Genomic DNA, 26,086 nt, shown 5'->3' on the forward strand with positions numbered 1-26,086 from the left:
ACTATGCTAGATAAAGTACTCATTGCAAACCGTGGTGAAATTGCCCTTCGTATTTTGCGTGCCTGTAAAGAACTTGGCATCAAAACCGTTGCGGTACACTCCACGGCAGACAAAAACTTAAAGCACGTGTTGCTGGCAGACGAGTCGATTTGTATCGGTAAAGCCTCAGCAACCGAAAGCTACTTGAATATTCCTCGCATTATAGCGGCGGCAGAAGTCACAAATTCTATTGCTATTCACCCAGGGTACGGCTTTTTAGCAGAAAACGCCGACTTTGCTGAAGCAGTTGAGAAGAGTGGCTTTATCTTCATTGGCCCAACGGCAGACACCATTAACCTGATGGGCGATAAAGTGTCAGCAATTAGTGCTATGAAGAAAGCTGGCGTTCCATGTGTACCTGGTTCAGATGGCCCACTTACTGGCGACAATGATAAGAATAAAACCATTGCTAAACGCATTGGTTACCCAATTATTGTTAAAGCAGCAGGCGGCGGCGGTGGTCGTGGTATGCGTGTGGTTCGCAGTGAAGCAGAACTCATTAGTGCTATTGAAACCACGCAAGCTGAAGCGGGCGCGGCATTTGGCAACGCTACTGTGTACATGGAGAAATTCTTAGAAAATCCACGTCACGTAGAAATTCAGATTTTAGCCGATGGTCAAGGCAATGCTATTCACTTAGGTGAGCGTGACTGTTCTATGCAGCGTCGCCACCAAAAAGTGGTAGAAGAAGCACCAGCACCTGGTATTTCTGAGCTAATGCGTAACAAGATTGGCGATCGTTGTCGTCGTGCTTGTGTCGAAATTGGTTATCGCGGCGCAGGTACGTTCGAGTTCTTATATGAGAACGGTGAGTTCTATTTCATAGAAATGAATACCCGTATTCAAGTTGAACACCCAGTATCTGAAATGATTACCGGCGTTGACCTAATTAAAGAACAACTGCGTATTGCAGCCGGTCAACCTCTGTCTATCGACCAATCGCAAATTCAAATTCGTGGCCATGCTATTGAATGTCGAATTAACGCAGAAGATCCGAAAACTTTTATCCCAAGCCCAGGTACGATTGATATTTTCCATTCGCCAGGCGGTTTAGGTATTCGTTGGGAATCTCATATTTATGCTGGCTATACGGTGCCGCCTTTCTACGACTCCATGATTGGTAAGTTGATTACCTTTGGTGAAAGTCGTGACGAAGCTATTGCCAGAATGCGCCATGCATTAGATGAGCTAGTTATCGAGGGAATTAAAACTAACATTCCTTTACAGCGCGCTATTATGGCTGACGAAAACTTCTTTGCCGGTGGTACCAATATTCACTACCTTGAGAAGAAACTAGGCATAGCCTAACAGCTTCAAAATTCAGTGCCGTGTTTTCCACGGCACTGCTTTTATCACCCTGCTTTTACTTCTATTACATCCCTTCTTTTTCTAAAGACATATTCCCAAACGACTTAAATTGTTCGCGACTACCGGTACCGTTTTGCTATGCGCTCTACTGCCCATGCTCAAACAATTACTAGCTCATATAGTTCATTCTGTTTTTACGATTAGGACAATCAAGTTTTAAGGTTTTTCAAATGAGGAATGCGGGCATATACTTAACTTAGTTTCCTAGCCCTCCCTGCTATTGAAACTTTAGTTGTGTTTTATGTGTTTACCCTCATTGGAGTCCACCTCCAGTTTTTAGCCGGTGTCTTTCACCGGCTTTTTTTTCAGTTTTTTCCACCAGAAATAGTTACCCTAGTCGCACTTTGTTCCGTATAAGCTGGTTAGGCTTAATTAACTTATTGATGAATTGGACTCGACTGAAATGAAAAGGGTAGATAACGCAGCTGTATTTGTTGTTCTCTTATTTTCCGTATGCGCCAATGCCTTTGCCGAGCGCTTAAGCTTTTCACAGAAGCTTGACATGCAATTTCGTTTTGACGAACGCTCAGACCGAGATCATAGAAATCAGTATAGAGTGCGATATTACCCTTCAGTTTCCCTGTCCTCTGACGATGCGTGGTCGTTAAATAGCTTTGTGGTTTCCGGAGAATCTTTTGCATCAAGCCATAATACCTTTGGTAGTGATACGTCAGATTACCTTTACGCTAGGCGTTTATATTTACGCTATGAATTTTCTGATGGAAAAATGGAGGCGGGGGTCATCCCCACCTATAAGGGCCGAGTTTCTTCGTCAGGGCTATCTAAAGATGGCTGGATTAAAGGCATGCGCAGTGTTTATGCCTTGCAAGAGGACAGCGAAATAGAATTGGTTATTGGCGAACTTGACGATACCAACGCCAACAGCGCATTTGATAGTTTCCACCAACTCAATTATGTTGAATTAGAATACTCGGCAAAAATGGGGCAAACCCATAGCTACGAAGTGAGTATCGAGCGTATGACTGACAACAACTTTATTCGGGGTGAATATCGCTTTCAATACACGCCATCCCAAACGTTGTTCATTGAAACTATTCAGCAACTTTCATCTTCAAGTTCAAAGTTTGTTATTGGCTTGAGCGGAAAAACGAGCATGCGAAATTATCCCTTATCCTACTTTTCTCACTATTCTTATGTAAGCGAAGGCTTCGGTCCTAGGGCTGAGCTGACTGAAGATTTTTTGGGAACGGGTCATGGCGCTTCAGCTGAAATAAGCGGTGATATTACTCTTATTGATGACACAGAGTGGTTTATACGTGCCGATGTGGTAGATAGCGTTAGTCGGTTGCTGGCAGGTATAAAGGTGTCATTTGAGCAATAAAAAAGGCCCATCAAAATGATGGGCCAAACAGCAAGAACGCGTACGCACTTTGACAGTGCACTTGTTAATACGTTAGCTTCCTATGCAAAAGTTCAGCGTTAAATGGTTACGTTTATTTAATGATTACAACTACTTGTGCGTGCTGCCATTTACTAAAAATACTGAGTGAAGTATGGTAGTGTTTACTAACTCAAACGCTAAGAAATCAAAGTTTTTCAATATTTACCGCTAAGGTAAAAAGGTTTACAAGGTGCCCAAACGTTACGAAGAACTAAAATCTCAAATCCCTGTTTCACGCCTGTCTATCGACGTATTGCTTGCCTTGCGTGTGCTTTACGACAAGCCTGAAAACGACGTGGAGTTACACCAACAAATCACTGAGCTTTCTCGCGAGCCCAGCAAGCTAGAACGAGAATACCGCTCTGAGTGGGAAGCCTATGTGTTACGTGAACTAGTATTAGATTTAAAGCAGAACACCCAACGTAGCCCTGCTATTTTTATCGACTCGGTGTTAAGTCGCATTGAAAGCCTTAAAGAAAGCTGCCCTTACTATAAAGCCTATAAACAACAAATTCACAAGCTACGCCTGCAGATGACAGCACTACCCAGTTATTCCCCACGCCTTGGCGCCAGCAACTTATGATGCTGCTACTGCCTGTCACTACCGTGAAGCCATTGAAACCTACAGAATAGCCAGCACAATAGAAGGTTACTTATTCGCACTCTGAGGTTTATATTGAGACGGGCAGTACCCTCTTTCTACGCCTGCTGGGCGTAACGTTTTGTGTTTGGTTTTACGCCCTGACACCCTTGCACGCCAATTTTTGAAAGTTTTGTGCTTTAAATTCTGGCGCATCAGATTAATAACCTCTTTCTCAGGTAAGCCATACAAGTCTTCGATTGCCTCAAAAGGAGTTCTATCTTCCCACGCCATTTCAATGACGCGAGATTGTTCAACCTCAGTGAGATGCCCTTCAGTATGGCGCTCTAAGGGATAGAGCTCTGATGGATAATCTTTTGACGAGGGCTCTTTTGAGACATGCTCTTTTGAAGAATGCTCTTTTGAAATACGGCCTTTTTCAAAGTGACGCTCTTTTGTGTACTGCTCTTGTGTAAGTTGCTCTTCGGTATCTCGCATAGTTCCGGCTCTTGTTATTTAACACTACTATTACGCCAATTTAGAAAAAATGTTCACCTTCTCTAGCCTTACCTAACCTTACATTTATTTAATTGTTTCAGCCGACATCGTTAGAATGATATCAAGTAGTGCAGCGGCCGCTTTTGCATCAGAGAGCGCACGGTGATGCTGCTCCATTTTAATGTCGAAATGCCGAGTGAGGTTAGCCAATGAATATGAGGGTAACCCAGGATTCACCTTGCGCATTTCTCTCACCGTACAAAGCTTAGGGCGTTTAAAAGGAAGTTCTAATCGTGCAAATTCCTGTTTAATGAAGCCATAATCGAAGTTAACGTTATGGGCCACAAATACCGCCTCGTCGGTGAAGCTAGCAATACGTTCAGCCACCTCAACAAATAATGGAGCATCAGCCACCATATCATCAGAAATACCAGTAAGACGTGTGATGGTAGCCGGAATTCGTCGCTGGGGGTTAATTAGAGTTTGATAGGTATCGACCACCTCACCCGCAACAATTTTCACCATGCCAATTTCAGTGATCCGGTTGTAGCTGTTGTTGCCCCCAGTGGTTTCAATATCAACCACAACATACGGCTGATTAGGGTCGCGATGCCAATTTACCGAAGTAACGGCAACCTCAAACCCTGCACGTTGCAACCTCTGAATAGACACCAACTGATTGCGTCTTAACTGATCGCCTGGCGCTTTCACTTCTTCAAAGCGCAACTTTTCATCAAAGATCATGATGTCAGGGAAGCCGTCGCTTAAAGAGGCAAAATCTTCGCTCATCATTCGAAGCAGGTTAACAATGGCGCTAAGCTCGCCGTGCTTGATTAGGGCATCGATAGGTTCAAGCAAATGGCTGCTCCACATGAATAAGCTATTCACCTTGCCATAGTGGGCGGTCGCCATTTTATGCACGTGGTGGCGAAACTTATCTTCGCTATTTAACCTTTCAAATAAGGCTTCAATACTGCTGCCAAAACGCGCGTAGAAGTTGTTTTGCTTAAGCGATAGAGGCCGTCTATCAAACTCAGTGACCAGCGTATCTTCTTCATATAGCTGTGCCCAAAAGGTTAGCCCAAACAAGCTACGCCATAACCGATTCTCGGTGCGCCAACCGGCAATACCTAAGCGTTTATAATGAGCTAACACGCCACGCTCTACCTGTTGATTTTGGCTAACATCAATATCAATAGTACGGCTTGCATTTCTTAACATATCCGTCACCGCACTGGTGCGCTTTTTGTGGTATTTCCTCGCATAGAAATCTTCAGCAAAGGCCAGCAGCGTATCGGAAGGTGGTGAGTCGATAATGTGTTCTAGTACTTCTTTTACACTATCAATGTTGCCATCTTTATAGCTTTCTCTTATCCATTTCTCTTTCGCTTTATCGCTTTGGGCTTGGTATAGCAAAAGAAGGGCCTGCTCTCGGTGCTCGTCTAATAATTTTAACGCTAATGCATAAAGAAACTGATCGCGATAAAACATGGCTGATACGCCATCGCTGTTGGGGAAGGTTTCTTTGGCTAATGTATTAGCTTGCGCTGAAGAGAGGAAAGGAAGCTTTTCTAATTGGCTGGCATAAAACCAAGCTGCTTCAGCATCTGCTTTACTGTCGAAACGGGTAATATCTGATACTGAATCGCCGCGTGTACGCATAACGCCTAAGTCGCGCATAGAAAATTGATTTAGCCTACCTTTGGTATTGCCAAAATAAAGGAATAGTAGGTATTTTAGCGGTGCATCAAACAAACACACTAAGTAGGTATGCTCATTTAGCCCTTCAGGCCACCCATGCTGATTAATGCAGGCTTCTAAGCGCGATACAAGCACGGGCTTGGTTAATGATGCCAAACCTTGGGTTGCACCATATTCACTTAACAGCCTTAAAATAGCGTCTTTAGTCAGTACGCCTGCAATATCTTGCAGCGAAGCATGGTGCAAATCGCCGAACCACTTAGCTTCAATCAGCTCGTCAATTTGCTGTTGAGGGTTAGCTATTTCTGCATAAGAAAACTGCGACCTGTCAATTACCGCATATTTACGATTAGCCGCACGCACAATGATGCATTGTTTGTCAGCATCTAGCTGGTTAAAGCTTTCTATAAAACCATGAGCGTCATCACTTAACAACGCAGCATTCGCCCCTTTAAAGAACGCTAAGAACTCAAAAAAGTGGGCTAAGTAATATCGTGGTGGCAAATCTTTTCGCATTATAAAACCAAACTATTGCATACACTAATTAGTGTATATTTATACAGCCCTATTATTCAACCTTTTCCCTTTTTATTTCATGCGTAGGTGCACAGGCGCTTGCGTAGTAGCTTGTAAAGTCATTCTGGCTTAATTGGCAGTCAATCCAGTTTTCTACTTTACTCGTAATAACTATCACAACGTAATTCACATACGAGGAAATCATGAGCTTAACGAGATCGATGGAATTCTCTTGCCCATATTGCATGGCAGCCAATGATGTAGAAATTGACGAGGTTAATGATGTGGGTCAGGTGCAGGTACTTGATTGCCAAGTATGTTGCCAACCTATTGAACTTGGCGTCTATCAGCAAGGCGAAGACTTAAATATTATTGCGGAGCAGGAAAATGGCTGATAGTGGTACCCATTTTTCGTTGCAGGATATCAATGCTTTGCCGCAACGATATCGCGCCAACTTTGTGAATAGTCTATCTGGCTTTAAATCTTCCTCACTGTTAGGCACCACCGATGGCCGAGTTAACAACTTAGCTATTATTAGTTCTGTGGTTCATGTAGGGGCTAACCCACCATTGCTGGGTATTATTATGCGCCCACACACTGCACAGCGAGATTCTCTGACTAATATTAAGCAGCAAGGTATGTTCACTTTAAATCATGTTCATACAAGTTGGACTGACAAAGCACATCAAACATCTGCGCGGTATGATAATGGTGTGAGTGAGTTCGATGAGGTTGGACTAACGCCTTGGTTTAGCCAGAACTTCAGCGCGCCTTATGTTAAAGAAAGCGCGATAAAGATGGGGCTTAAAGTAGAACAGCATTTTACGTTGTGTAATCAAACGGAAATGATTATAGGTGAAATCCAAGAGGTCTTTATTGCGGGCAGCAGCACTACAGGAGATGACATTGCAAAAAGTGCTATTGCCGAAGATGGGTATATAGATCTTGAATCACTACAAACCTCATGTATCTCGGGTCTGGACACTTATCATAGTACGCAAAAGATAGCCCAATATGCTTACGCAAAACCCGATGTGCCTTTAACACAGGCGAGCGTAACTAAAAAATAATTCATGTTTTGCCAGTGGCGCGCAAACTAATGTTGCGTTGATGCTATAGGACATTGATTTTGCTAGCTGTTCAGGTGAAACTCGTTAATCTAGATCAACAAATATTTATTGCTTTGTGTTAGATCCAAACGCCACGGGTTATAGTATAATTATTAACATTCAAAACCTGCCTTGCGGCAGGTTTTTGCGTTTTAGGCGCTGAGTAAAAAAGAATCATTATCGTTATTATCTCAATTGGAGAGAATTATGAAGTCTGTAAACCGTCGTGACTTTCTGAAATTGTCAGGTACATCTTTGATAGGCCTAACGTTAGGAAGCGTTGCGTTACGTGCGAATGCGCAAGAACAACTACAAGCAGATGATCCAAGCGCGAAAGCATTAAACTACACTGCGGCGTCTACTGTAGACGGTGCTAAATGTAACAACTGCATGTACATTCAAGGTGCCGACGGCGAACAACACCGCCCTTGCGCCATCTTCCCTAACAAATTGGTTAACGCCAATGGTTGGTGTAGTGCATGGGTTAAACGCCCAGGCTAGTAACTCGAATTATCAAAAAAGCCCCAGTCTCGCTCACGTGTGCTGGGGCTTTTTTATGCATTTGAGATAAGGGTCTATAACGAGTTACAGCCCCTTCACAGCGTCTAACAATGCGGGGTTATGTAGTCGGCTCGGTAACAAACCAGGCTTTATATAGGCCCCATGCTTTGCTTGAAATATACTGCCAATGCGTAGCACTTTTTCATCGTCCCATTGCTTGCCAATAAAGCTAATTCCCACCGGAAGGTTTTTCACTTCTCCTGCCGGTACAGTAAGATGCGGATAACCTGCAATGGCCGCTAAATACCCAATTCCAATAAACCCCATTGGGGAATGATCGCCATACACGCCATCAATCAGAAAAGCCGGGCTATTTGAGGGTGCCACAAGTACATCAACTTTATGTTGTGCCATTAGGGCATCAATACCCTTGTCTCTCGCAGTTTCTCTTACCAAGGCTAGAGCCGAAGCGTATTCTGGGCTATTAATGTCATCTGTATTCACTGCTTTTTCGAATATATCTTGATTAAAGAGCGCAAGTTCTCGAGAGCTTGCTTGATTGTAAGTAATAAGTTCCGACAAACTGCGCACAGGAATGTCCGCTGGACTGCCTTCTAAGTATTCGTTTAATGTGTAATGAAACTCGCTAAGTAACACTTGATAAGAGTCGGCCCAAAAACTTTCAGGTTGTTTGAAGTCGCTAATTTCCACCAGCTCAGCGCCTGCGGCAGTTAGGCTATTTAAGGCTTTTTCATAAGTAGAAAGCACATGAGGGTTATCCCCTTGACGGTAACGCACAACGCCTACGCGCACGCCTTTTAAATCGGTCGCCAACATACTTTGCTGCGGTGCATTAAGCATGTGTTTGCTAGCCTCTAGCGTTGCGCTATCTTTTGTATCTACACCTGCCATGATTGATGCCATTAACCATGCATCGTTAACGTTTGCGGTCATAGGACCTGCGGTATCTTGGGTATATGAGATAGGGACAATGTGCGTACGAGATAACAGCCCAACTGTGGGTTTAAATCCTACAATACCGTTCATTGAAGAAGGACAAATAATAGAACCATTGGTTTCAGTGCCCACGGCTAACGACGCTAAACGCAATGCCATAGCAGCACCTGAACCCGACGAAGAACCACAAGCACTACGAGATAACATATGCGGGTTTCGGGTTAACCCACCTACGGCGCTCCAACCACTAATAGAAGATTCAGACCGAAAGTTAGCCCATTCAGAGAGGTTAGTTTTACCTAACACAATGGCGCCCGCGGCTTTAAGGCGAGCTACAATGGGGGCATCTCGCTTTGTGTCATTATCAACAAGTGCCATCGCGCCTGCGGTAGTAGGTAGCTCACTGGTTTCAATATTGTCTTTCAGTAACACTGGAATACCAAACAGCGGCCCTTTACGCATTCTATTTTTACGTGCTAAATCAGCCGCTCTGGCTTCTTCAATGGCATTGGGGTTAAGTGCCAAAATACTATTTACATCACCATCAAGCTTTTCGATTCTAGCGAGATAGCCTTTTACTAACGCCTCGGATGACAACTCACCTGCTGCTATAGCCTGCGCTTGTTCTAGTGCAGATTTATCTAACCAAGCCTCAACAGCTACTGAAAAAGCCCTGTCGTCTGAACGCTCAACAGATGCATTTTTTGTGTTCGGCTTAGATGGTGCACACGCGGTGCAAAGTAAAATAACGGCAGCGTAAAGTAGCGTAGCCTTCATGTGGTTTGTCCCCAAGTTTCTAAGATATCTACATTTTAGTTTTAAATATCTTAGTAGTGGATTGAAACGATTATACATACGAATGCTAGCATATGACGAATACAAAATACTGTGGTAACTATTGACATTGGAATGAGCCTACCCTAAGTTTCTTTCCAGAAATAGACAAGGAAGTGGGCTAGCCGCTCACGGCCAGAGGGCCCTCAGGCCCGCCCCTGGTAGGAAGAATTTCCGCTCTGATTACCAATGAAAGAGGGCAAAGAGAGTGGCTGTACCTTTTACAGCGATTCGGTGAGTCACGGCTTATAAAAGCTATCAAAGATCTGCCAGGTAACAGGAAACCCTATCCCTTAAAGTAGCCCGAGTTCTTGGGGTTCAGCTCCCAAAGCCCTGTGATCTCCCCAACCTTAAGGCAAACCTCAGAGCCGATAGAGAGGTGCGATTAGGTCTTCGATCTATTCGGGGCCTGTTGGCGTCTCTTGGGAATATTCAAAACCAGAAAAGTGATGAGGCGAAATAGGGAAAATGCAAGAGGCGGACATTCGGTTGCTGTTTGATTGCGGAAATCTGAAGTCAGTAATGATCACCAGAGCGCCCCTGGTTGAAGGCTGGTGCTGCAATTTTCGCGAAAGGGTGGCGGCTGTGAGGTGCTCGACTTTCAAAGAGTAAGTCTGCGAACTTTTAAGACTCTGGATGCGACATTTCTGGCTGCAAGCCGGATTGGGTAGGCAATCGATCAACCAAGGACTTCATTATGGCGATGCTCGAAAGAGTCAGTATTACGCCTATGGCTCTCGATACCGACAAGGGTTCTCAGGAGGTTTCTTGGGTTCCGGTCAGTCGCTCAAAGCCAGTGCCAAAGGTGCCACACATATTCTTCGATGACGGAGAGCCTTGGCTCGCGGCCAATGCTTATGCACTCCACAAGTTAGACTCCGTTGTAGGAAACGATATCAAAACAGTGGCCTCAAACATGAGTCACCTAAAAGCCTACGCTTGCTGGCTAGAAGATCATGGGGTGGATTGGCGACACTTTCCGAAGAGAAAGAAAGATCGTTGTCTTTTCCAGTACCGAGGATTTCTCATTGAACAGCGGAAGGCCGGATTGGTTAGCTCCAGCACCGCCACATCGAGAATGGGCGCGATCATTCAATTCTACCGCTGGGCCCAGGTTTATGGCTGGGTTGACCGTAAGTCCATGTGGGAGGATCAGTCTAAAACGATCCAGTTCTATACCTCTGTCGGCTTCTCTCGGACGATGTCTGTGACTTCAAGCGAGTTGGCCATTCCGAATCGAAGGCGGGTTGGTGCGGCATTGGAGGATGGGCTGACCCCTCTAACGGATGAGAATCGAGCGGCGCTACTTACTTTTCTTTTCGAGCGTGGGAAAGTAGAGCTTTACCTGATGACCATGATTGGCTTCTTTACTGGGGCTCGGAGTGAGACCATTCGCACCCTGCGTCTATCAAGCATCGATAACGCCCTGGATGATCCGACAATTCCCTCAATGAAGCGCATTGCGGTGGGGCCTGGAACAGGTGTTGAAACCAAGTACGATGTGAGTGGTGCGCTGCTCTTTCCTGCCGAGCTTGTTCGTCAGCTTGAGCGATATGCTTATTCAGCGCGACGCCTTGGTCGACAGGCGAGGGCCTCCGAAGAAGATCGAACCTTGCTGTTTCTGTCTGAGCGAGGAAACGCCTACTCCGAGACGTCCTTTACAAAACTAATCAGCTACCTGCGTGAAAAGCTGGCTGAGGCAGGGCTTGATCAATTTAGGGATTTTAAATTTCACCAAACACGAGCCACTTTTGGCACCCAGTTAATGCGACTCGCAATGAGCGCCCTTCCGAGCCAGGTCGATGCCATCGTTTTTGTTAGGGATGCCATGCTCCACAAGGATGAGGCGACAACTTGGAAATATGTGAAGTTCATCGAAAAAGAGCCTGTAAAGGAGGCGCTGTCGGACGAATTTTTCAATTTGTATGTCGGCAAAGTTGGCAACGTCGAAACATTAATCGATAAGGTTACATTCAATGACGACGCCTGATTTGTTGATCCAGTATCTAGATAAGGAGAATGCGCCCCGATATGGTTCAAGGTCAGATTTAACACGGTTCCTTTATCGGGGCGGCGCGAGCTTGAGAGCGGATTTGGCGTTCAAAAAAATTGCCGTGGGAGCGCTAGGGGCGATTCGAACAGAGAGGTTGGAGCTTTTACAAGCTGTTAAAGAAGAGCTTGAGAATAGACTTTACGCTGGCCGATCGGAGAAGTCGGTGCCTCATTACCTTGCTACGTTCGTGGGATTTATGAGATTCCTGGATGAGGGCCAGCACTCGTTCAGTCTTGCAAAGCTGGAATTCAACTTCCTGGAGTACGCCGAGTATTTGTTCATTAAGTCTAGGAAGAAGGGTTCGAAGTTGAGCCCGAAGTCAGCCTACATAAAGGCTGCGACGCTGTCGTCGATTTTTGGTTCCATTCTTTCCATACCGGAAACCGTCCGCCTCATTAATAGGACTCGCCTTCGTGCCGTCAAGGAAGCGCCAAAAGCGGTCAGTCGGATTGCTGAGAAGAAAAACTTGGAGGCTACCTTCAAGCAGGGGAATTTCCTGGTCGATATCGCGGAAGGATTGTCTAAGGAAGCTGTTTATGGGCCCCTGCCCCTAGAGATCCCAATCCGAGCCGGTCTGGTTGAGGGCAATGAGGTGTTGCTCCATGCGGGATTGCAAGAGCTTGAGTTGGCAGCTACTCCCAAGCCTGGCTGGGCATATCAGAAAAAGGTCCTCTATCGGGAAGCGTTAAAGCGACGAGAGGCGGTCAGTGATATTTCTCCCCGGAGGGGCGGAGCGAAAAGGTGGCACCTGGTGAACCTGCGAGTCCAGGCAGAGTTTCTGATTTTCCTTGCTCAGACAGGCATGAATTTGACTCAGGCTAGAGAGTTGGGGCGCGGAGCCTTGAAGTATAAGCCGCTCGGCGATAGCTGGCAGGTAAGGTGTTACAAGAACAGGAGAGGAGGTGAGGTAAGCTTTCGAATTTACAAGTCTTACAAGCCCTTTCTTGAGCGATTTCGAGCCTTTGTGAACCATTTCTTTCCTGATTCTCCAAACTTTTTCCCTCAGTTTGATAATTATGGCAAGGGAGAGAGTGTGTCGAGAACGGGGCTTACTCACTTTGTGGCGTTTCGGCAGTTATTTGAAGCACATGGACTTGCTTGGGTTACACCACGAGAACTGAGAAACACCAGGGTGAATTGGCTTTTGCGCCGCTCAGGAGACCCTGAATTAACGGCAGATATGGCTCAGCATACTCGGGAGGTGTTAAAGGACCAATACGAGCGACCTAGTCAGCAGCGAGCTATGGTTGAGGTTGCCCGGTTTTGGAGCAAGCACGACCCTATCAAGCAAAAGGATCTCAAGGCGTCGGTGATTTCCAGCAGTTGCAATGGTGACCCAGAATCGGTGGCCGATAGACCTGGGGGGATAGTTGAACCTAACTGTGTCAATCCATCTGGTTGCCTGTGGTGCAAGCATCATCGCGATGTAGATAGTGAAGACTATATCTGGTCCATTTCCTCCTTTCGGCATCTCAAGACGATTGAGGCAAGCATGACGCTGAGTCGTGAAGAGGTGCCCTCTGACGTCGTAGTTGATCGGTTATCCGAAAAATTGTCGTGGTTTAAGAACTCTAGTTCCAGGCGTGCTGGCTGGGTGTCAGAAGCGCAGGAGCGGATTGAAGAGGGTGATTACCACCCTAATTGGGCCCCAATTATTGAGCTTCTGGAGCAGTAATGAACGCTGACACTTTGCGCTTTATGTCGCCATCCACGTTGGTTACGGTCGACTCGCCGTTGTATCGACCGCCATGCTTTCCGCCACCCAGAGATTGGGCGGTATCGGTCGACAGCGAAGGTGCCCCGCTGTCCCTATATGGTGATGATTTCTGGGACTTTCGGGCGTTCGAGCGCTCTGCGACCTTCAATTTTAAAAAGGACGGGATTTCTGATGAGAATGTCTTTCTTGTCAAGCAGGTTGTGCTCTTGGTGCTTTATCATCCGCGACTTTTTCCTGGGCGAATTAGGAGTTGTGTTTACTCGTTTGGAGCCCTGACAAAGATTGCAAGCGTCTGCGATAGTAAGGGAGTGCTGATCTCGGACGTTGAGAGGTTTCCGGCGATTCATCAGGAGATTGCTGATGCTCTTCAGTGCGCCAGTTTTAAGGTTTACGTCAACTTTCTACATAGATTGAGATTGCAATCAGATGTTCTTGGCTTTGAGGTATTCGGAGGGAGAGGTTTGGCGCTCCTGGCGTCGCAGATAAAAGGTCATGAGAAGGTTCAAACTCCATATATTCCACCCAGAATATGGGCGTACCAGGTTAAGAGGTTGAATGAGTGCCTGGACGATTTTTTCGAGCATGAGCAAGCGCTGGGAAGCGCATTCAGCTGGTTATCAGAAGCGTATACGTATAACGCCTCTTGCGTAAAGGATGTTAAATACCATTCACCCTTTTATGAGCCGCACGTTTACAAAAAAAGAGTGCTGTTTGCAGGAGGGTTTGAAGGATTTTCTGTGGAGTATGGACTTTCAGGGCTTTTCGAGAAATGGCTGGGCGTACCGCCTCTCATCTACAGGAGTACCCGCTTTACGGCCTATCTCAATATGGTTAAAGAGGCGGCTCTATTTTACATCATGAGCTTCTCCCTTCAGCGCCTGAATGAGGTGAACTCGCTCAGGTCTGATTGCTTTCTCATCGAGCGTGACGAGAGGTTGGGGGATATCGCAATGTTGGTTGGGGAAACCACGAAAACTGATCCTGATGATGATGCTCGATGGGTTGTGCCCAGCACCGTTAAGAAGGCTGTTGATGCGGCGAGCACCATTGCTAAATGGAGGCTGAAGTATTTCCCAGGGGGTGAGTCTGCGCCTGAATGGGATAGTTCTTCTGTGCCGCTCGCGTTGGCCGGAACGGAGCCGTGGCTTCCAGTAAAGGGTAACAACCGAAACTCCAAGAACGAACTTATAGGGCAATTAAGGCTGGGTCCCTTCATTGATCGCTATCCGCTTTTTTTCGATCCAGAAGAGATGGCAGTGACAGAAGAGGATTGGAAAATTGCGGTGTCTATGACCCCGAATATTGGCAATAGAGAAGGATTTGGCATCGGGCTTCAATGGCCTTTAGCGGCGCATCAGTTGCGACGCACCACCAACGTCAATATGTTCGCCTCCAACATGGTTTCTGATCAAAGCTTACAGTGGCTCATGAAGCATGTGAGTCAAAAAATGACGCTTTACTATGGCCGCAATTTCACTAATTTGAGACTCAACTCGGATGCTGAAACTTCCGTCATAGTCGAGTCCTACAAGGCAATTTACCGGCAGATTGCAAGTGTGGTGGAAGATAGCTTTGAGAATGTGCGCCCTCATTCTAAGCAGATGATCCCGATTAAGGTTGTCAATCTTGTAGAAGCTGGGGAGGAAAAACAGCTTACGAAGTTAATAGCCAAAGGCGATATTGGTTGTCGGCGCACACTGGCCGGATTCTGCATGAAGGCTGGGGTCTGTGAGTATGGTGGTATTGAGTCAATGGCGCAGTGTGCTGGGGCTGATGGCGGAGGCATCTGCACAGATGCGATTTTTAAGCGTGAAAATGGGCCAGCCTTGAGACGACTAAAGGCTGCTCACGAAAAGAAAATCGAGTCGCTGACCTCCGAGAGTCCACGTTTCAACGCTTTGAAAAAAGAAATCTATGCGATAGAGGTGTATCTCAGTGTCGTCAACGGTTAAGAAATCGGCAGAGCAAGAGTTCAGGGATGCATTTGATCGGCTGAAAAAAGGTAAGACAATCCGCCTTCCTTTGGGGGCAGCTGTTACCCAAAACAACGTTGCGAGAGAAGCGGGACGAGATCCCTCAGCTTTGAAAAAGGACAGGTACCCTTTGCTGATACTTGAGGTTCAAGCCTACATAACTTCTAAGTCGGAGCAAAAGAGGAGCAGCAAGCGTACTACAGACAACAGGGCAAGAACCGATAAGCAGAAGATCGCAGACTATCGCAAGCAGATTGATCGCCTGAGTTCTATTGTGGCGGCGCAGAATTCGACTATCGAAGAGCTTCTGGATGAGATTGAGCGGTTGAAGGCCGGGAGGGTGTCACGCTTTTAGCCCTCCGGTTACACGTAATATTCCGGTAAGCTCATGATATTCAATGACGCATAGCAGGTTACGCTTTTCCGATTTGCTACCCAAATGATGCTACCACAATTTGGCCGCTCGGGTCGCAAAGCGAACATTCAGGGCCGAGTCCGAGGGGTTCAATTTGAGGCTACGGTGTGTCACACGCATCGGGGTAAGTCCATTGAGGCTGAGGGGCATGTCGTGCTTAAAGGGGTAATTCTCGGATTCAGTCGGGGTTGTGAACATGTCAGAACCGATAGAGCGCCCTTTGGACGCGCTATCCGGAGGCCCGAAGCAAAGGGTCTGGATTACCATGACCGTTGTCGAGGAAACGCAATTGGTCCTTCCCGATGAACCGACCTTAGCCCTGGATCTTGGCCGCTAGGTCGAGGGGTTCGATCTTATCCGGGAACTGAGTCGCCGGGGGCAAAACCATTGCCATAGCTATCGACGATCTCGCCAACGCCTGTCGCTGTGCCAACCACATTGTAGTGATGAGGGAAGGTTGTATTTATGCTGAGATCAGCCCCAAGATGTGGTGACAAGGGAGCTTATTGAATCGGTCAACTGAAGCCGCCGTGATCTCTTTCCCGATCCAGTAACTGGCACTCCCGCTCGTATTCTTAAACCCACACTCGTATTGCGGTCTCTAATCCAAAACGCCGCGTCCGATTCATTCTCAGTGATACTCAGGGCCTATGAACTACCCATAAACTGGCTCTCTTGCATCTGGGACAGACCAAGGTTTTGATAGGCGTTCGAGAACCAACAGCCCGTGACTGCAACTTACCTTCCGCGATTTATGTGATGAGTTAGCAAATGAGCTCGGTCGTCCAGGGTCGAAAACAGAATCGCAAAACAGATCCCGACAGCGGTCCCTATGAGGGTATCTACTACCCGCTCCTGCACCATCGCCATGCCAGCAAGGTCTGGTGCCGCCAGATAGCTCATAAACAGAGCCATGGGCGTAACCAGAACCTGGCCCAGTCCATAATTCGATCCGATGATGGTCTCGGTAGCGAACGACAGTAACGCCACCAGCCCAATAATGGTCCACACAGAGGGCTGGCTTAGCAGCACCAAAGCCACAAGGAGAGCGCCGAGTACGTTGCCTATGGTGCGCTGTAGGGCTCGGCTCATACTGATATGCAAATGGCTACCCTGTAACACGGCGACAGCGCCCATGGCCGCCCAACCGGCGTGCTGACCGCCAAACGCATAAGCAACATAAGCCGCCACGGCAGAGCCCAACACCATGCGCGCGACGGCGATCAACTTGTGACTGGCGGGCCGGCTTTTGAACCAATCCTGTGCCGCCGGTGTATCGTGGCGGAACACGTCGGTGATCATCACCACTAGCCAGGCAAGAGCAGCGGCCACTGCGGTCGCAGTCGTACGTTCGAGGACAGAGGCAAAGGTATCCACTTGGCCCATTGAAACGCTGGCGGCGAATATGAAGATCAATGCACCTGGCGGACCGAAATCACCAACGGTGACGATGTAAAACAGCGTACCGCACAACAGCGCCAGAATGGCCAGCTGACCAACCATGGGCAACTCCAGCCAGGCCACCAGGGACATCACAAAAACGGTTGCGGTTTGGCAGAGCAAACAAAGGAAAACCGTAAAGCCCCGGCGTTCCGGGGCCGCAAAACGGCCAAACAAAGCCACCAATGTACCCAGCGAAGCAAATCCAATCAGGTGCGAAAAGTCGGATAGCTCGATCAGCGGAAGCACAACCAGCGCCGCGATAGCCACCTGTAGTCCGGCCAGTGCCGAGTTCCTGAAGCCAGGCTGATTAACTACGGCAAAGCACTCTTTGAACTGTGCCCGCGATAGCAGAAACCGGATTGCAGCTGATCGACTTTTTACTCTGGATAAGCGCTGATGCACTTGACCTCCGACAAAATTGGATAGCTTAAGATATAGTTAGCCTAATAACCGTTTGCCTCATTGATCTATTCGGAGTTTCCGCAATCAAGTCGCGAAATAACGAGAATTTTTGGTTTTGGAGATTGCCTCATCACACCATACGTTTAAGCGTATCGTCTCTTTTCACGAAGTGATGAATCAGTGCCATACCAATATGACCAACAATCAAAACGGTCAAAATCCATGCGATTGGCGAATGGAGCTGTCCCAGGGCTTGGGCCCAGGCAATTTCCTCGCCTTCAGCAAAAAGCTCGATACCGAAAGCCGTAATCCCGTGGCCACCACCCAGCATGACCATTACCCCGGTTATCGGCATCAGCAACAGGCCAAGATACAACGCCCCATGACCGGCCTTGACCAGCAGAGCCTGCGCCGGATCTTGCTGCGGGCGCTGATGACGCTGGCCAGCGGCCCAGGCCAAGCGTACCAGAATCAGCAGCAACATCAGCGAACCTATAGAGACATGCCAGGGCACCAGCGTTTGTCCGACCCAGTGTTCTCCGTCGAAGATTCGATCACCAAACTTGAGCAGTTGCCAGAACACCAGTAGGGCCATCGACCAGTGCAGCAGTTTGGTGAGAGCGCCATACCGCTCACGAGAATCGTGGATCATGATTGGGTTCTCCGTATTGCGGGTTTCATTACCATTGAAGGTGTTACCAAAGAGGATGAAGCCAGAATGCACACTCATTCCAGCCTCATCTTCATATCACTGCCTACTGGCGGCGTCCAGCCTGGAAAGCATCTCTTCCGGTAGTGACAATTTCACCGAAGCCAATATCTCATCCAGTTGAGACAGCGATGTTGCACTGACAATCGGTGCGGTCAGTTCTGGCTGGTGGAGCAGCCAGGCCAGTGCCACTTGGGATGGTTTTGCTGAAGCCTCCTGCGAAACGGCCATCAGGGTATCCAGAATGCGCTGACCACGATCGCTGAAATAACCGTTGAGAAAGTCAGCCCGAGGGTTGCCTTCCAGGTCTGAAAGCTGAGCGTATTTGCCAGTCAGGAATCCACTGGCCAGAGAAAAGTAGCTCACCACGCCAAGATTGTGCTCGCTGGCGACTTTCGCCAGCGACGACTCGAAATCGGCCCGGTCATGCAGGTTGTAGAGGGGCTGGATCAGCTCATAGCGCGCGAACCCATGATCACGAGACACGGCCAGCGCCTGTTCCAATCGATCGGACGAATAATTGGAGGCGCCGATGGCCCGCACCTTACCGGCCTTGATCAGCCGGTCAAACGCGCCCAATGTTTCCTCCAAGGGGACTTCCTGATCATCAATGTGGGCGAAGTATACATCGAGGTAATCGGTGCCCAGACGTGACAGGGAATCCTCAATTGCAGCTTCGATGTTGGCTGCAGATAGCCCTTTACGACGCTCCAGCATACCGACTTTGCTCATGAGAATGACGTCATCACGACGTCCCCGCTTTTTCAGCCATCGTCCGATAACTGCCTCCGACTCGCCACCTTCAAGGCCCGGTGCCCACGCAGAATATACGTCGGCCGTGTCAATGGCGCTGAAGCCCTGCTCCACAAACCGATCGAGTAGCTGAAAAGAGCGGTTATCATCGGCTGTCCAGCCAAACACGTTTCCGCCAAATACCAGTGGGGCTATCTCCAAACCGGACTTCCCAAGGGGTTTCTTCTGAAGACTCATGATGCCTCCCTCAAAAAACAACTGTCAGTGGGTGAGTCGGCCGGGTGGTCCCGGCCGGCGATTTCAGGCAATGCTTTCCACAATGCCACCTTCAACACGCAGGGCGGCGCCTGTGGTGGCACTGGCCTGGGGAGACGCAGCGTAGACACAGAGGCTGGCGACCTCTTCCGGTTCGGCAAAACGTCGGAGCAGCGTGGAAGGCCGGTTTTCGTCCAGGAACAGGGTTTCCATTGCTTCCGGGGAGACTCCCCGCTCAGCCGCCAGGTCAGCCATCATGGCTTTGGCTCCTTCAGTACGGGTCGGACCGGGAAGGATGCTGTTCACGGTCACACCGGTTCCGGCAAGAACCTTGGCGAGACCCCGGGATACACCTTGAAGCGCCGCCTTGCTCACCCCGTAGTGCACCATCTCCGATGGAATATTCAACGCCGATTCACTAGAGATGAACTGGATACGCCCCCAGCCCCGAGCCTTCATGCCAGTTGCGTAATGCCGGGCAAGTCGAACACCGCTCATCACATTGACCTGGAAAATCTCTTCCCAGGCAGCATCGTCGATATCGAAGAATGGAACGCCGCCATAAATACCCAGGTTGTTGACCAGAACATCCACCTCGGGCAGCTGTTCGATGATGGTCCGGCAACCTTCCGCGGTACCCGGGTCCGCGATAATGCCTTTTGCATCGTCCCGACCGCTGGCATTGGCTATCTCGGCCAGCGCCTTATCCACTTTGGCCTGGTCACGACCCACGATAGTTACCGAGGCACCGGCCTCGGCCAGCCCCTGGGCAATGGCCAAACCGATGCCCGCGGTAGAGCCGGTGACCAACGACTGTTTGCCCGTGAGTTCAATTTTCATCATTTAATTCCTCTTGCCATTGATTTTTGAGGGGACGTCACCCACTCAACCAAATTGAAACGCTGATAACTGGGTTTCCATCACCCGTTCGGAATAAACCTTCTTGCCGGGCTCCTCGCCCGCTGCACCCGCTGCCACGAGCAATGGAATCAGGTGTTCCTCGTCTCCATGCGGATGACAATCGAGGGCGTGGGGTGCCTGAACCCATTTCCTCAATCGCTGATAACGAATTCCGGAGTCACCTTCGACAGTGTCCGTCAGCCAGTCATCGAACGCCTCGGAGAGCGGTGTAAACCGCTTGTCGCCGTAGCCACGCATGTTGTGGAAGCTCATGCCACTGCCGAGAATCAGCACACCTTCGTCACGCAGTGGCGCCAGAGCTCTGCCTGCCTGCAGGTGTGCTTCGGGGTCCAGGTCCTGCCGTAACGACAGCTGAACCACAGGAATGTCTGCCTCGGGGAACATCACCTTGAGCGGAATAAACATACCGTGATCAAACCCACGCCCGGAATCCTCCAGGGTGTTCTGTTGTGCCCCAACCAGTAGACGACTCACGCGATGCGCCAATGCCGGCGCTCCTGGAGCCGGATAAGTCAATTTATAGGTGTGGTCCGGAAAACCGAAATAGTCATAAATGAGATCGGGCTGGCTGCCGGCGGTCACACTAAACTCTTGAGTGCGCCAGTGGGCGGATACCAGGAGGATGGCCGTCGGCTTTTCTGGCAAACGCCCGATGACGCTTCGAAGAAAGTCGGCCATACCGTCCCACGTATTGCGGGGACTCCAGTCCATAAAGAAACAAGGGCCAGCGCCGTGGGGAATAAAAAATACCGGTTGTCTGGTAGGCACTCTTGGCTGCGTGGACATCGACATACCTCCATAGGTTTGAATAGTTCAGATATCACAATGAACAGGTTATACTGATACTCAGGAAAGGAGAACGGACTTAAAAAAGGAACTGTTTTAACTAAAGGTAGGAAATAAAATGCTGGACCGATACACAAGCATGCAGGTATTCGTTCAGGCAGCGTCCAGAGGTAGTCTGTCTGCCGCCGGCCGGGAGCTGAACATGTCGCCGGCAATGGCCACAAAACATGTGGATTCACTGGAAACCAGGCTCGGCACGAAACTGCTTCATCGCACCACTCGACAGTTATCACTGACAGATGCCGGACGGGAATACCTGCAGGCCTGTCAGCGCATTCTTCAGGATCTTGAAGAAGCGGAGTCCGAAGTATCTTCCCAGCAGCATCAGGCCATGGGTCGATTACGTCTGAATGCACCGCTATCCTTTGGCACACGCTTCATTGCACCGTTAATACCGGAATTCACCCATCGTTACCCACTGGTGGAGGTGGATCTTGGCCTGAGCGACACTCAACAGGATCTGCTGAAAGAGAGCTGGGACCTGACTGTCCGCATCGGACACCTCGCTGACAGCGACCTCAGGGCCCGCCGTCTCGGCAATTGCCCGATGCGACTTTGTGCCTCGCCTGAGTATCTGAAAAAACATGGAACCCCTAACCGTGTTGCCGAGCTCTCAAACCACAATTGCCTGAGCTACAGCCTTTCCTCAGCGCAACGCGGCGGCACCTGGGCATTCGGCCAAGATGGTAAGATCCAGGTGCCCGTAACAGGCAACCTCATGTCCAACAATGGCGACGCACTTCTTGCTGCCGCCGTTAAGGGCCAAGGGATCATATATCAGCCCAACTTTATCGTGTCCGAGGCATTGGCCAGTGGCGCTCTGGTTGCTTTCGAATTGGATCACCCTCCACTGGATCTCGGCGGCCTGCATGTGCTGTTCGCGCCGGATCGTCGGTTACCCCTCAAAGTAAGAGCGATGATCGACTATTTGGTTGAGGTTTTTGAGAATTCGCCATGTAGACCGTCGTAAATTTTATCCTTTCTTACCAAGGCCCCCTCTCTACACCTGTAAACTGTTCCAACTGCGTAATACCATGAAGCCGATCGGTCAATACTATTCAAGCCGATCACTTTTTTGTCTGCCAGTAGACCTTAGTAAAATCTAACTTGAGTGATCGCCATCAGTCAAGGAATTTAGTTTTTTTCGCATCGATTCGCCTTTTAATTCCAACTTTATTGCTCCGTGAACAAGCCGATCTAGGATCGCATCAGCATGTGTCGATTCTCCGATCATTTCATACCAATTTTCTATCGGTAATTGGCTGGCAATTAAGGTCGATTTTGTGTCATATCTCGCATCAATTAATTCCAGTAAATCACTGCGTTGTTGAGCTGTTAATGGCTCTAATCCCCAATCATCTAGGATCAGTAAATTGGCAGAGCTAAGCTTGTTGATCAGTTTTCGATAACTACCATCGGCTTGCGCTAAGAACATCTTTTCTAATAGCTCTTTAAGCCTAAAATAATAAACGCTACTCCCTTGTTGGCAGTGGTTTTGACCAAGCGCGCAAGCGAGGTAAGTTTTGCCACACCCCGTTGCGCCCGTGATCAAGATGTTTTGATGAAGGCGAAGCCATTCACCTTGTGCTAATGAACGGATCTGAGTTTTATCGAGTTGTCGTGCTGCGCCATAGTTTAGTTGAGCCAGTGTGCCGCCAACTCTGAACTTTGCTTGACGAGTTAAGCGATCAATTTTACGCTGGTCACGCTGTGTTATTTCATGCTCAAGCAATAAACTTAGCCGCTCTTCGAAACTTTGTTCTACGTATAGATTGGGTTGCTCATATTGCTGCAATAGTGCATCACGTATACCGCTTAGCTTTAAGTTACTTAACTGGTTATTGACTTGTTGATTGATATTTTGCATAAGATTTCCTTTGGTTTGTTAGTTTTGATTAATGGTAATAGTTGTTGCCGCGGATATTTTTATGATCAATATCTTGTAGTAAATCACCTTGAGCTTGTGGCAAGGGTTGCTTATCCAAGCCCTTTTCTAAAAATGTTTTTTACTTGTTTTACGCGAGTAACACCTGTGGCTAATGCGCGATGACAGGCTGCTTCAAGACGTTGGTCAGTAAACTTCTTACCTAGGCTTAATAACCCCATACAAGCACGGTAGCTTTGTTCTGGATGCTTTTTAGTCTTGCATCAATTGCATAACAAACTGCTCCGTTGAACCACCGAACTTAGCTGCCCAACGCTCGAACCGTTGTGGTGTCCATTGCTGCTGCTTTTGATGAGCTATTGGCATATGTAGATCAAGCGTAGTGTGTGCACCTTCTCGGTGTGATCTTGGATGAACGGCTACTTGAACACCCTGATGGTAAAGTGTCACCAGTTGACCTGTGGCATGGGCTTCAAGCTTTTGTTTGATCAAGGTATGAGGTACTGAGTAGTAGTGTTTTTCAACTTCGACATGATAATCAATATGCACGCTTACTTGTTTGACTAAGGTGTAACTGTAAGCCTGTGTGGGTAGTGGTTTGAGAGCAGGTTTATCAATGGATTCAAACTGACTGAGCCTTGAACCAGGGTGCTTCTTCATTTTCCGCTGGTTTAAGTCGACAAGCAGTTTTTGTATCTTTAGGTTTAATTGGCGCAAGCTAAAGAAGCTTTCATTGCGAAGCCGTGCCATTATCCAGCGTTCGACAATTTGCACACCCACTTCTGCTTTGGCTTTATCCTTGGGCTTATAAGGTCTAGCAGGCACAATGACCGTATTGTAGTGTGTCGCCAATTGTTGGTAGGTTGGATTTAAATCAGGCTCATATCGACAAGGTTTAGTTACCGCACTTTTTAAGTTGTCAGGGATTACCAGCTCTGGCACACCACCAAGAAACTCAAAACAACGAGCATGACTCATCACCCAATCTTCTAGCTTTTGGCTATACGTTGCCTCCGCATACGTATAATTAGATGCGCCCATAACTGCGACAAACACTTGAGCTGTACGGTATTCACCTGTACTAGCATCAACAATATTCATAGTTGGGCCGCAGTAATCAACAAACAGTTTTTCACCTGCTTTATGGTTTTGTCGCATGGACGGTTTTTGACATTTAAGCCATGCCTTGTACTGTCGGCAGAAGTGGGTGTAACTGTAAAATCCTTCCTCGTGTCGCTCTTTGTATTCTTGCCAAAGCAGCAATAGCGTCATGGTTTTGGGTCGCAGCTCCTGCTGAACTAACAACCAGTCAGGAATACTAAAGCCTTTTAGTCGGGGCTTTGTTTTGAAGAATGCTCGTTGCAGAGAATGATCATCCCATTTTCATCAAGTGGCCAGCAAGTGATACCTAACTCTGCTGATTTACAGGCATATTTAGAAACAATTGAAGGTGAAATAGATAAGCTGTTTGCTATCTTTCGATGACTGAGTTTACAGTCGTATTTTAGTCTTAAAATCTCTTTAAGTTTACGCATTGAAATAGGTGCCGTTGGCATGGTTATTCTCATCATCAAAAATGAAAAGGATAACGGTTAAAAACACCTACTGGATAGACAAAAATGAGTATAAATTGAACGATACCATTCAAGCCGATCACTCAATACCATTTTGACCAAAAAGTGATCTGCATCGATGGTATTGAGTGATCGCGATGGATAGTATTAGGTGATCGGCTTAGATGGTATTAGGTGATCGCGATGCATGAGAATATGCACCAACAGTCAGGCTTAGTTCGAAGTTAGCCCGCTCCAGGCCAAAAGCTTTATGTCGGCTTCTGGATCGCGGCCACCTTCTCCTTTTCCATCTGCTTTTTTAAGATCCCGAAACCAATGGTTGTTCAAATATTGTCGTCAACAAGGAAAATCTCATTTGCGGAACCGAAATGGGATCGAGGCCATAAGTCCATTGAGTGTTTCCTTTTGTTTAGGCCCGGACATTTTATTTTCCTCGTAGCTGTCAATTGATGGTTCTAACAGGCAGTGCCTTTAGACCGCAATAGTGGGCTACGTTTTTGGGGTACGAAATACCAATCCATCAATGGCATGGACAAAAAAGTGTATGAAGAGGGCCTTATATCGACGTTCGCCATGGACACGAGGCCATATAGTGAAAGCCCTGTTATGCTCAGTTTAAAGTCATGTCCATAATTGGGTCATTCGTAGTTACAGCTTCTACGCAACATGTGAGTAACTAGGTTCAAAGTATCATTTTATTCGGCAAACACGACCCATGAAGACACAAAAAAAGCGATAAACGCTAGAAATAAGCGTTTCGGACAGAGACATTAGGTTAAAAATTTGAAGGAAAAGGGTAGTACGTTAGAAGTGGTAGGCCACAAGACTCAAAAACTCATCTTAGCTTAATTCAACTTTTTAGCCGGTTGCATGGGCTGATCTTCAATAAAATTAAATAGACCAAATTGATCAAGTAAAGACTGGTACCGGCCGTCTTTTATGAATAGCGCCAATACTTCATTAAACTGGTTTCTTAGTTTCTCGTCAGAAATAGCCGCACTGTAGGCGGAAACGGGAAACAGCTCGTGTATTGTTGTGTCGTGTTGCTTTTCGACAGGCAGCTGATGTTTAACGTATTGAAAAATGTTTCTATCCATCACAGCCACATCTACGCTGCCAAGCAGTAGCAAACTAACCTGCCGGTCTTGTTGTGCAAGCTCCATATAGTTTTTTTGATGGGCTAACGTGTCTTTAAACTCTTCACCCAATACCGATATTGCCGTTTGAAAAGCAATCACGCTATGCCCGACTAAGTCTTGTATTTCGTGAATTTCAAAGTTTCTGTCAGTGCGGCTTACTGCAACATTTTGATAATAAACGTATGCATCAGTCAGAATAGCGGGGTCAATATCGTGACCTGGATTTAAGGTTAGTCCAATATCCACCTCCCCCTTTTTCATTATGCTGGCGGTGCGTCCAAAAGGAACGTAAATCGGCGCCATGTCATGCCCCATTTCAAGCAATATTGCCCGCACGAGTTCTAACTCAAAGCCGGAATCTTGCTCTGAGATAACATAGGGAGGTTTTGTCCAGCCCACGACCACCTCAATTTGCTTTGCAAATGCGGCGTTGGAAGAGAACAAAATAATAAAAAGTACGACAATATAGTGCATAAGGTGAAATAGTAATGGAAC

General features: G+C 47.7%; 23 protein-coding genes and 1 pseudogene. 13 read left to right on the forward strand and 11 right to left on the reverse strand.

Going from position 1 to position 26,086, the window contains the following annotated elements:
• The first annotated feature begins 3 nt into the window (after positions 1-3).
• The 3 genes from accC (at position 4) to AMBT_RS20625 (ending at position 3,392) form a co-directional block, all read left to right on the forward strand.
• On the forward strand, positions 4-1,347 hold the full coding sequence (accC, locus tag AMBT_RS20615) for an acetyl-CoA carboxylase biotin carboxylase subunit (protein ID WP_013786607.1): 1,344 nt from the start codon (positions 4-6) through the stop codon (positions 1,345-1,347).
• 562 nt (positions 1,348-1,909) lie between these two features.
• Positions 1,910-2,749 carry a hypothetical protein gene (locus tag AMBT_RS20620; protein ID WP_232363160.1) on the forward strand — a complete coding sequence of 280 codons (840 nt, stop codon included), beginning with the start codon at positions 1,910-1,912 and terminating at the stop codon, positions 2,747-2,749.
• 250 nt (positions 2,750-2,999) lie between these two features.
• Positions 3,000-3,392 (forward strand): hypothetical protein, encoded by a 393-nt coding sequence (locus tag AMBT_RS20625; protein WP_013786609.1) that lies wholly within the window; start codon positions 3,000-3,002, stop codon positions 3,390-3,392.
• Positions 3,393-3,458: 66 nt separating this feature from the next.
• On the opposite strand, the gene AMBT_RS23020 is transcribed toward AMBT_RS20625, so the two are convergent.
• Together AMBT_RS23020 and AMBT_RS20635 are read right to left on the reverse strand one after the other, a co-directional pair.
• Complete coding sequence (locus tag AMBT_RS23020; protein WP_049791853.1) at positions 3,459-3,683, reverse strand: TIGR03643 family protein; 225 nt, start codon at positions 3,681-3,683, stop codon at positions 3,459-3,461.
• 288 nt (positions 3,684-3,971) lie between these two features.
• Positions 3,972-6,104 carry an exonuclease domain-containing protein gene (locus AMBT_RS20635; RefSeq protein ID WP_013786611.1) on the reverse strand — a complete coding sequence of 711 codons (2,133 nt, stop codon included), beginning with the start codon at positions 6,102-6,104 and terminating at the stop codon, positions 3,972-3,974.
• 203 nt (positions 6,105-6,307) lie between these two features.
• Between AMBT_RS20635 and AMBT_RS20640 the strand changes: the two genes are divergently transcribed.
• The 3 genes from AMBT_RS20640 to AMBT_RS20650 all read left to right on the forward strand — a co-directional run bounded on the left by AMBT_RS20640 (position 6,308) and on the right by AMBT_RS20650 (position 7,715).
• Positions 6,308-6,499 carry a zinc ribbon domain-containing protein gene (locus AMBT_RS20640; RefSeq protein ID WP_041452638.1) on the forward strand — a complete coding sequence of 64 codons (192 nt, stop codon included), beginning with the start codon at positions 6,308-6,310 and terminating at the stop codon, positions 6,497-6,499.
• The gene (locus AMBT_RS20645) at positions 6,492-7,175 is read left to right on the forward strand and encodes a flavin reductase family protein (RefSeq protein ID WP_013786613.1); all 684 of its coding nucleotides are present in this window, start codon (positions 6,492-6,494) and stop codon (positions 7,173-7,175) included. Before AMBT_RS20640 ends, AMBT_RS20645 begins: the two co-directional genes overlap by 8 nt.
• Before the next feature lie 246 nt (positions 7,176-7,421).
• A complete protein-coding gene (locus AMBT_RS20650) occupies positions 7,422-7,715 on the forward strand; it encodes a high-potential iron-sulfur protein (RefSeq protein WP_013786614.1) in 294 nt (97 codons plus the stop codon).
• 84 nt (positions 7,716-7,799) lie between these two features.
• On the opposite strand, the gene AMBT_RS20655 is transcribed toward AMBT_RS20650, so the two are convergent.
• Positions 7,800-9,449 carry an amidase gene (locus AMBT_RS20655; RefSeq protein ID WP_013786615.1) on the reverse strand — a complete coding sequence of 550 codons (1,650 nt, stop codon included), beginning with the start codon at positions 9,447-9,449 and terminating at the stop codon, positions 7,800-7,802.
• Positions 9,450-9,718: 269 nt separating this feature from the next.
• On the opposite strand from AMBT_RS20655, the gene AMBT_RS23235 reads away from it, so the two are divergent.
• The 6 genes from AMBT_RS23235 to AMBT_RS23210 all read left to right on the forward strand — a co-directional run bounded on the left by AMBT_RS23235 (position 9,719) and on the right by AMBT_RS23210 (position 16,001).
• Positions 9,719-9,808, forward strand: a complete 90-nt coding sequence (locus AMBT_RS23235) for a hypothetical protein (protein ID WP_470211218.1) — start codon at positions 9,719-9,721, stop codon at positions 9,806-9,808.
• Between the two features lie 395 nt (positions 9,809-10,203).
• Positions 10,204-11,496, forward strand: a complete 1,293-nt coding sequence (locus tag AMBT_RS20660) for a tyrosine-type recombinase/integrase (RefSeq protein WP_013786616.1) — start codon at positions 10,204-10,206, stop codon at positions 11,494-11,496.
• Complete coding sequence (locus tag AMBT_RS20665) at positions 11,483-13,234, forward strand: hypothetical protein (RefSeq protein ID WP_013786617.1); 1,752 nt, start codon at positions 11,483-11,485, stop codon at positions 13,232-13,234. The genes AMBT_RS20660 and AMBT_RS20665 overlap by 14 nt, the downstream gene beginning before the upstream one ends.
• Entirely contained in the window at positions 13,234-15,228 is a 1,995-nt protein-coding gene (locus AMBT_RS20670) for a hypothetical protein (protein WP_013786618.1), read from the forward strand. Before AMBT_RS20665 ends, AMBT_RS20670 begins: the two co-directional genes overlap by 1 nt.
• The gene (locus AMBT_RS22750) at positions 15,212-15,604 is read left to right on the forward strand and encodes a hypothetical protein (protein ID WP_013786619.1); all 393 of its coding nucleotides are present in this window, start codon (positions 15,212-15,214) and stop codon (positions 15,602-15,604) included. Before AMBT_RS20670 ends, AMBT_RS22750 begins: the two co-directional genes overlap by 17 nt.
• Positions 15,605-15,860: 256 nt before the next feature.
• The gene (locus AMBT_RS23210; protein ID WP_013786620.1) at positions 15,861-16,001 is read left to right on the forward strand and encodes an ATP-binding cassette domain-containing protein; all 141 of its coding nucleotides are present in this window, start codon (positions 15,861-15,863) and stop codon (positions 15,999-16,001) included.
• A gap of 401 nt (positions 16,002-16,402) precedes the next feature.
• On the opposite strand, the gene AMBT_RS20685 is transcribed toward AMBT_RS23210, so the two are convergent.
• The 5 genes from AMBT_RS20685 to AMBT_RS20705 all read right to left on the reverse strand — a co-directional run bounded on the left by AMBT_RS20685 (position 16,403) and on the right by AMBT_RS20705 (position 20,939).
• A complete protein-coding gene (locus AMBT_RS20685) occupies positions 16,403-17,509 on the reverse strand; it encodes an FUSC family protein (protein WP_007105030.1) in 1,107 nt (368 codons plus the stop codon).
• 130 nt (positions 17,510-17,639) lie between these two features.
• Entirely contained in the window at positions 17,640-18,239 is a 600-nt protein-coding gene (locus tag AMBT_RS20690) for a cytochrome b (RefSeq protein ID WP_013786621.1), read from the reverse strand.
• Positions 18,240-18,257: 18 nt separating this feature from the next.
• Entirely contained in the window at positions 18,258-19,208 is a 951-nt protein-coding gene (locus AMBT_RS20695; protein ID WP_007105033.1) for an aldo/keto reductase, read from the reverse strand.
• 63 nt (positions 19,209-19,271) lie between these two features.
• Entirely contained in the window at positions 19,272-20,069 is a 798-nt protein-coding gene (locus AMBT_RS20700) for an SDR family NAD(P)-dependent oxidoreductase (protein ID WP_007105034.1), read from the reverse strand.
• Between the two features lie 42 nt (positions 20,070-20,111).
• Positions 20,112-20,939, reverse strand: a complete 828-nt coding sequence (locus tag AMBT_RS20705) for a DODA-type extradiol aromatic ring-opening family dioxygenase (RefSeq protein ID WP_306305700.1) — start codon at positions 20,937-20,939, stop codon at positions 20,112-20,114.
• Between the two features lie 133 nt (positions 20,940-21,072).
• On the opposite strand from AMBT_RS20705, the gene AMBT_RS20710 reads away from it, so the two are divergent.
• Positions 21,073-21,963 (forward strand): LysR family transcriptional regulator, encoded by an 891-nt coding sequence (locus tag AMBT_RS20710; protein WP_232363241.1) that lies wholly within the window; start codon positions 21,073-21,075, stop codon positions 21,961-21,963.
• Positions 21,964-22,095: 132 nt separating this feature from the next.
• On the opposite strand, the gene istB is transcribed toward AMBT_RS20710, so the two are convergent.
• The 3 genes and pseudogenes from istB to AMBT_RS20725 form a co-directional block, all read right to left on the reverse strand.
• Entirely contained in the window at positions 22,096-22,860 is a 765-nt protein-coding gene (gene istB, locus AMBT_RS20715) for an IS21-like element ISShfr5 family helper ATPase IstB (protein ID WP_013782552.1), read from the reverse strand.
• A 28-nt stretch (positions 22,861-22,888) separates the two neighbouring features.
• A pseudogene (istA, locus tag AMBT_RS20720) lies at positions 22,889-24,434 on the reverse strand (IS21 family transposase).
• A gap of 863 nt (positions 24,435-25,297) precedes the next feature.
• Positions 25,298-25,990, reverse strand: a complete 693-nt coding sequence (locus AMBT_RS20725) for a substrate-binding periplasmic protein (RefSeq protein WP_232363161.1) — start codon at positions 25,988-25,990, stop codon at positions 25,298-25,300.
• Positions 25,991-26,086 lie beyond the last annotated feature (96 nt).

It is taken from the genome of Alteromonas naphthalenivorans, from assembly GCF_000213655.1.
In the GTDB taxonomy this organism is placed as follows: Bacteria; Pseudomonadota; Gammaproteobacteria; order Enterobacterales; family Alteromonadaceae; genus Alteromonas; species Alteromonas naphthalenivorans.

Excerpts from the sequence above, each read along its gene's own strand:
- istB (WP_013782552.1), bottom strand. The coding sequence starts at position 22,860 with ATGCAAAATATCAATCAACAAGTCAATAACCAGTTAAGTAACTTAAAG.
- AMBT_RS20620 (WP_232363160.1), top strand. The coding sequence starts at position 1,910 with ATGCAATTTCGTTTTGACGAACGCTCAGACCGAGATCATAGAAATCAG.
- AMBT_RS20705 (WP_306305700.1), bottom strand. The coding sequence starts at position 20,939 with ATGTCGATGTCCACGCAGCCAAGAGTGCCTACCAGACAACCGGTATTT.
- AMBT_RS20650 (WP_013786614.1), top strand. The coding sequence starts at position 7,422 with ATGAAGTCTGTAAACCGTCGTGACTTTCTGAAATTGTCAGGTACATCT.
- AMBT_RS20700 (WP_007105034.1), bottom strand. The coding sequence starts at position 20,069 with ATGATGAAAATTGAACTCACGGGCAAACAGTCGTTGGTCACCGGCTCT.
- AMBT_RS20635 (WP_013786611.1), bottom strand. The coding sequence starts at position 6,104 with ATGCGAAAAGATTTGCCACCACGATATTACTTAGCCCACTTTTTTGAG.
- accC (WP_013786607.1), top strand. The coding sequence starts at position 4 with ATGCTAGATAAAGTACTCATTGCAAACCGTGGTGAAATTGCCCTTCGT.
- AMBT_RS20690 (WP_013786621.1), bottom strand. The coding sequence starts at position 18,239 with ATGAGTGTGCATTCTGGCTTCATCCTCTTTGGTAACACCTTCAATGGT.
- AMBT_RS20665 (WP_013786617.1), top strand. The coding sequence starts at position 11,483 with ATGACGACGCCTGATTTGTTGATCCAGTATCTAGATAAGGAGAATGCG.
- AMBT_RS23020 (WP_049791853.1), bottom strand. The coding sequence starts at position 3,683 with ATGGCGTGGGAAGATAGAACTCCTTTTGAGGCAATCGAAGACTTGTAT.
- AMBT_RS20660 (WP_013786616.1), top strand. The coding sequence starts at position 10,204 with ATGGCGATGCTCGAAAGAGTCAGTATTACGCCTATGGCTCTCGATACC.
- AMBT_RS20695 (WP_007105033.1), bottom strand. The coding sequence starts at position 19,208 with ATGAGTCTTCAGAAGAAACCCCTTGGGAAGTCCGGTTTGGAGATAGCC.
- AMBT_RS20710 (WP_232363241.1), top strand. The coding sequence starts at position 21,073 with ATGCAGGTATTCGTTCAGGCAGCGTCCAGAGGTAGTCTGTCTGCCGCC.
- AMBT_RS20645 (WP_013786613.1), top strand. The coding sequence starts at position 6,492 with ATGGCTGATAGTGGTACCCATTTTTCGTTGCAGGATATCAATGCTTTG.
- AMBT_RS20640 (WP_041452638.1), top strand. The coding sequence starts at position 6,308 with ATGAGCTTAACGAGATCGATGGAATTCTCTTGCCCATATTGCATGGCA.
- AMBT_RS20670 (WP_013786618.1), top strand. The coding sequence starts at position 13,234 with ATGAACGCTGACACTTTGCGCTTTATGTCGCCATCCACGTTGGTTACG.
- AMBT_RS23210 (WP_013786620.1), top strand. The coding sequence starts at position 15,861 with ATGTCAGAACCGATAGAGCGCCCTTTGGACGCGCTATCCGGAGGCCCG.
- AMBT_RS20655 (WP_013786615.1), bottom strand. The coding sequence starts at position 9,449 with ATGAAGGCTACGCTACTTTACGCTGCCGTTATTTTACTTTGCACCGCG.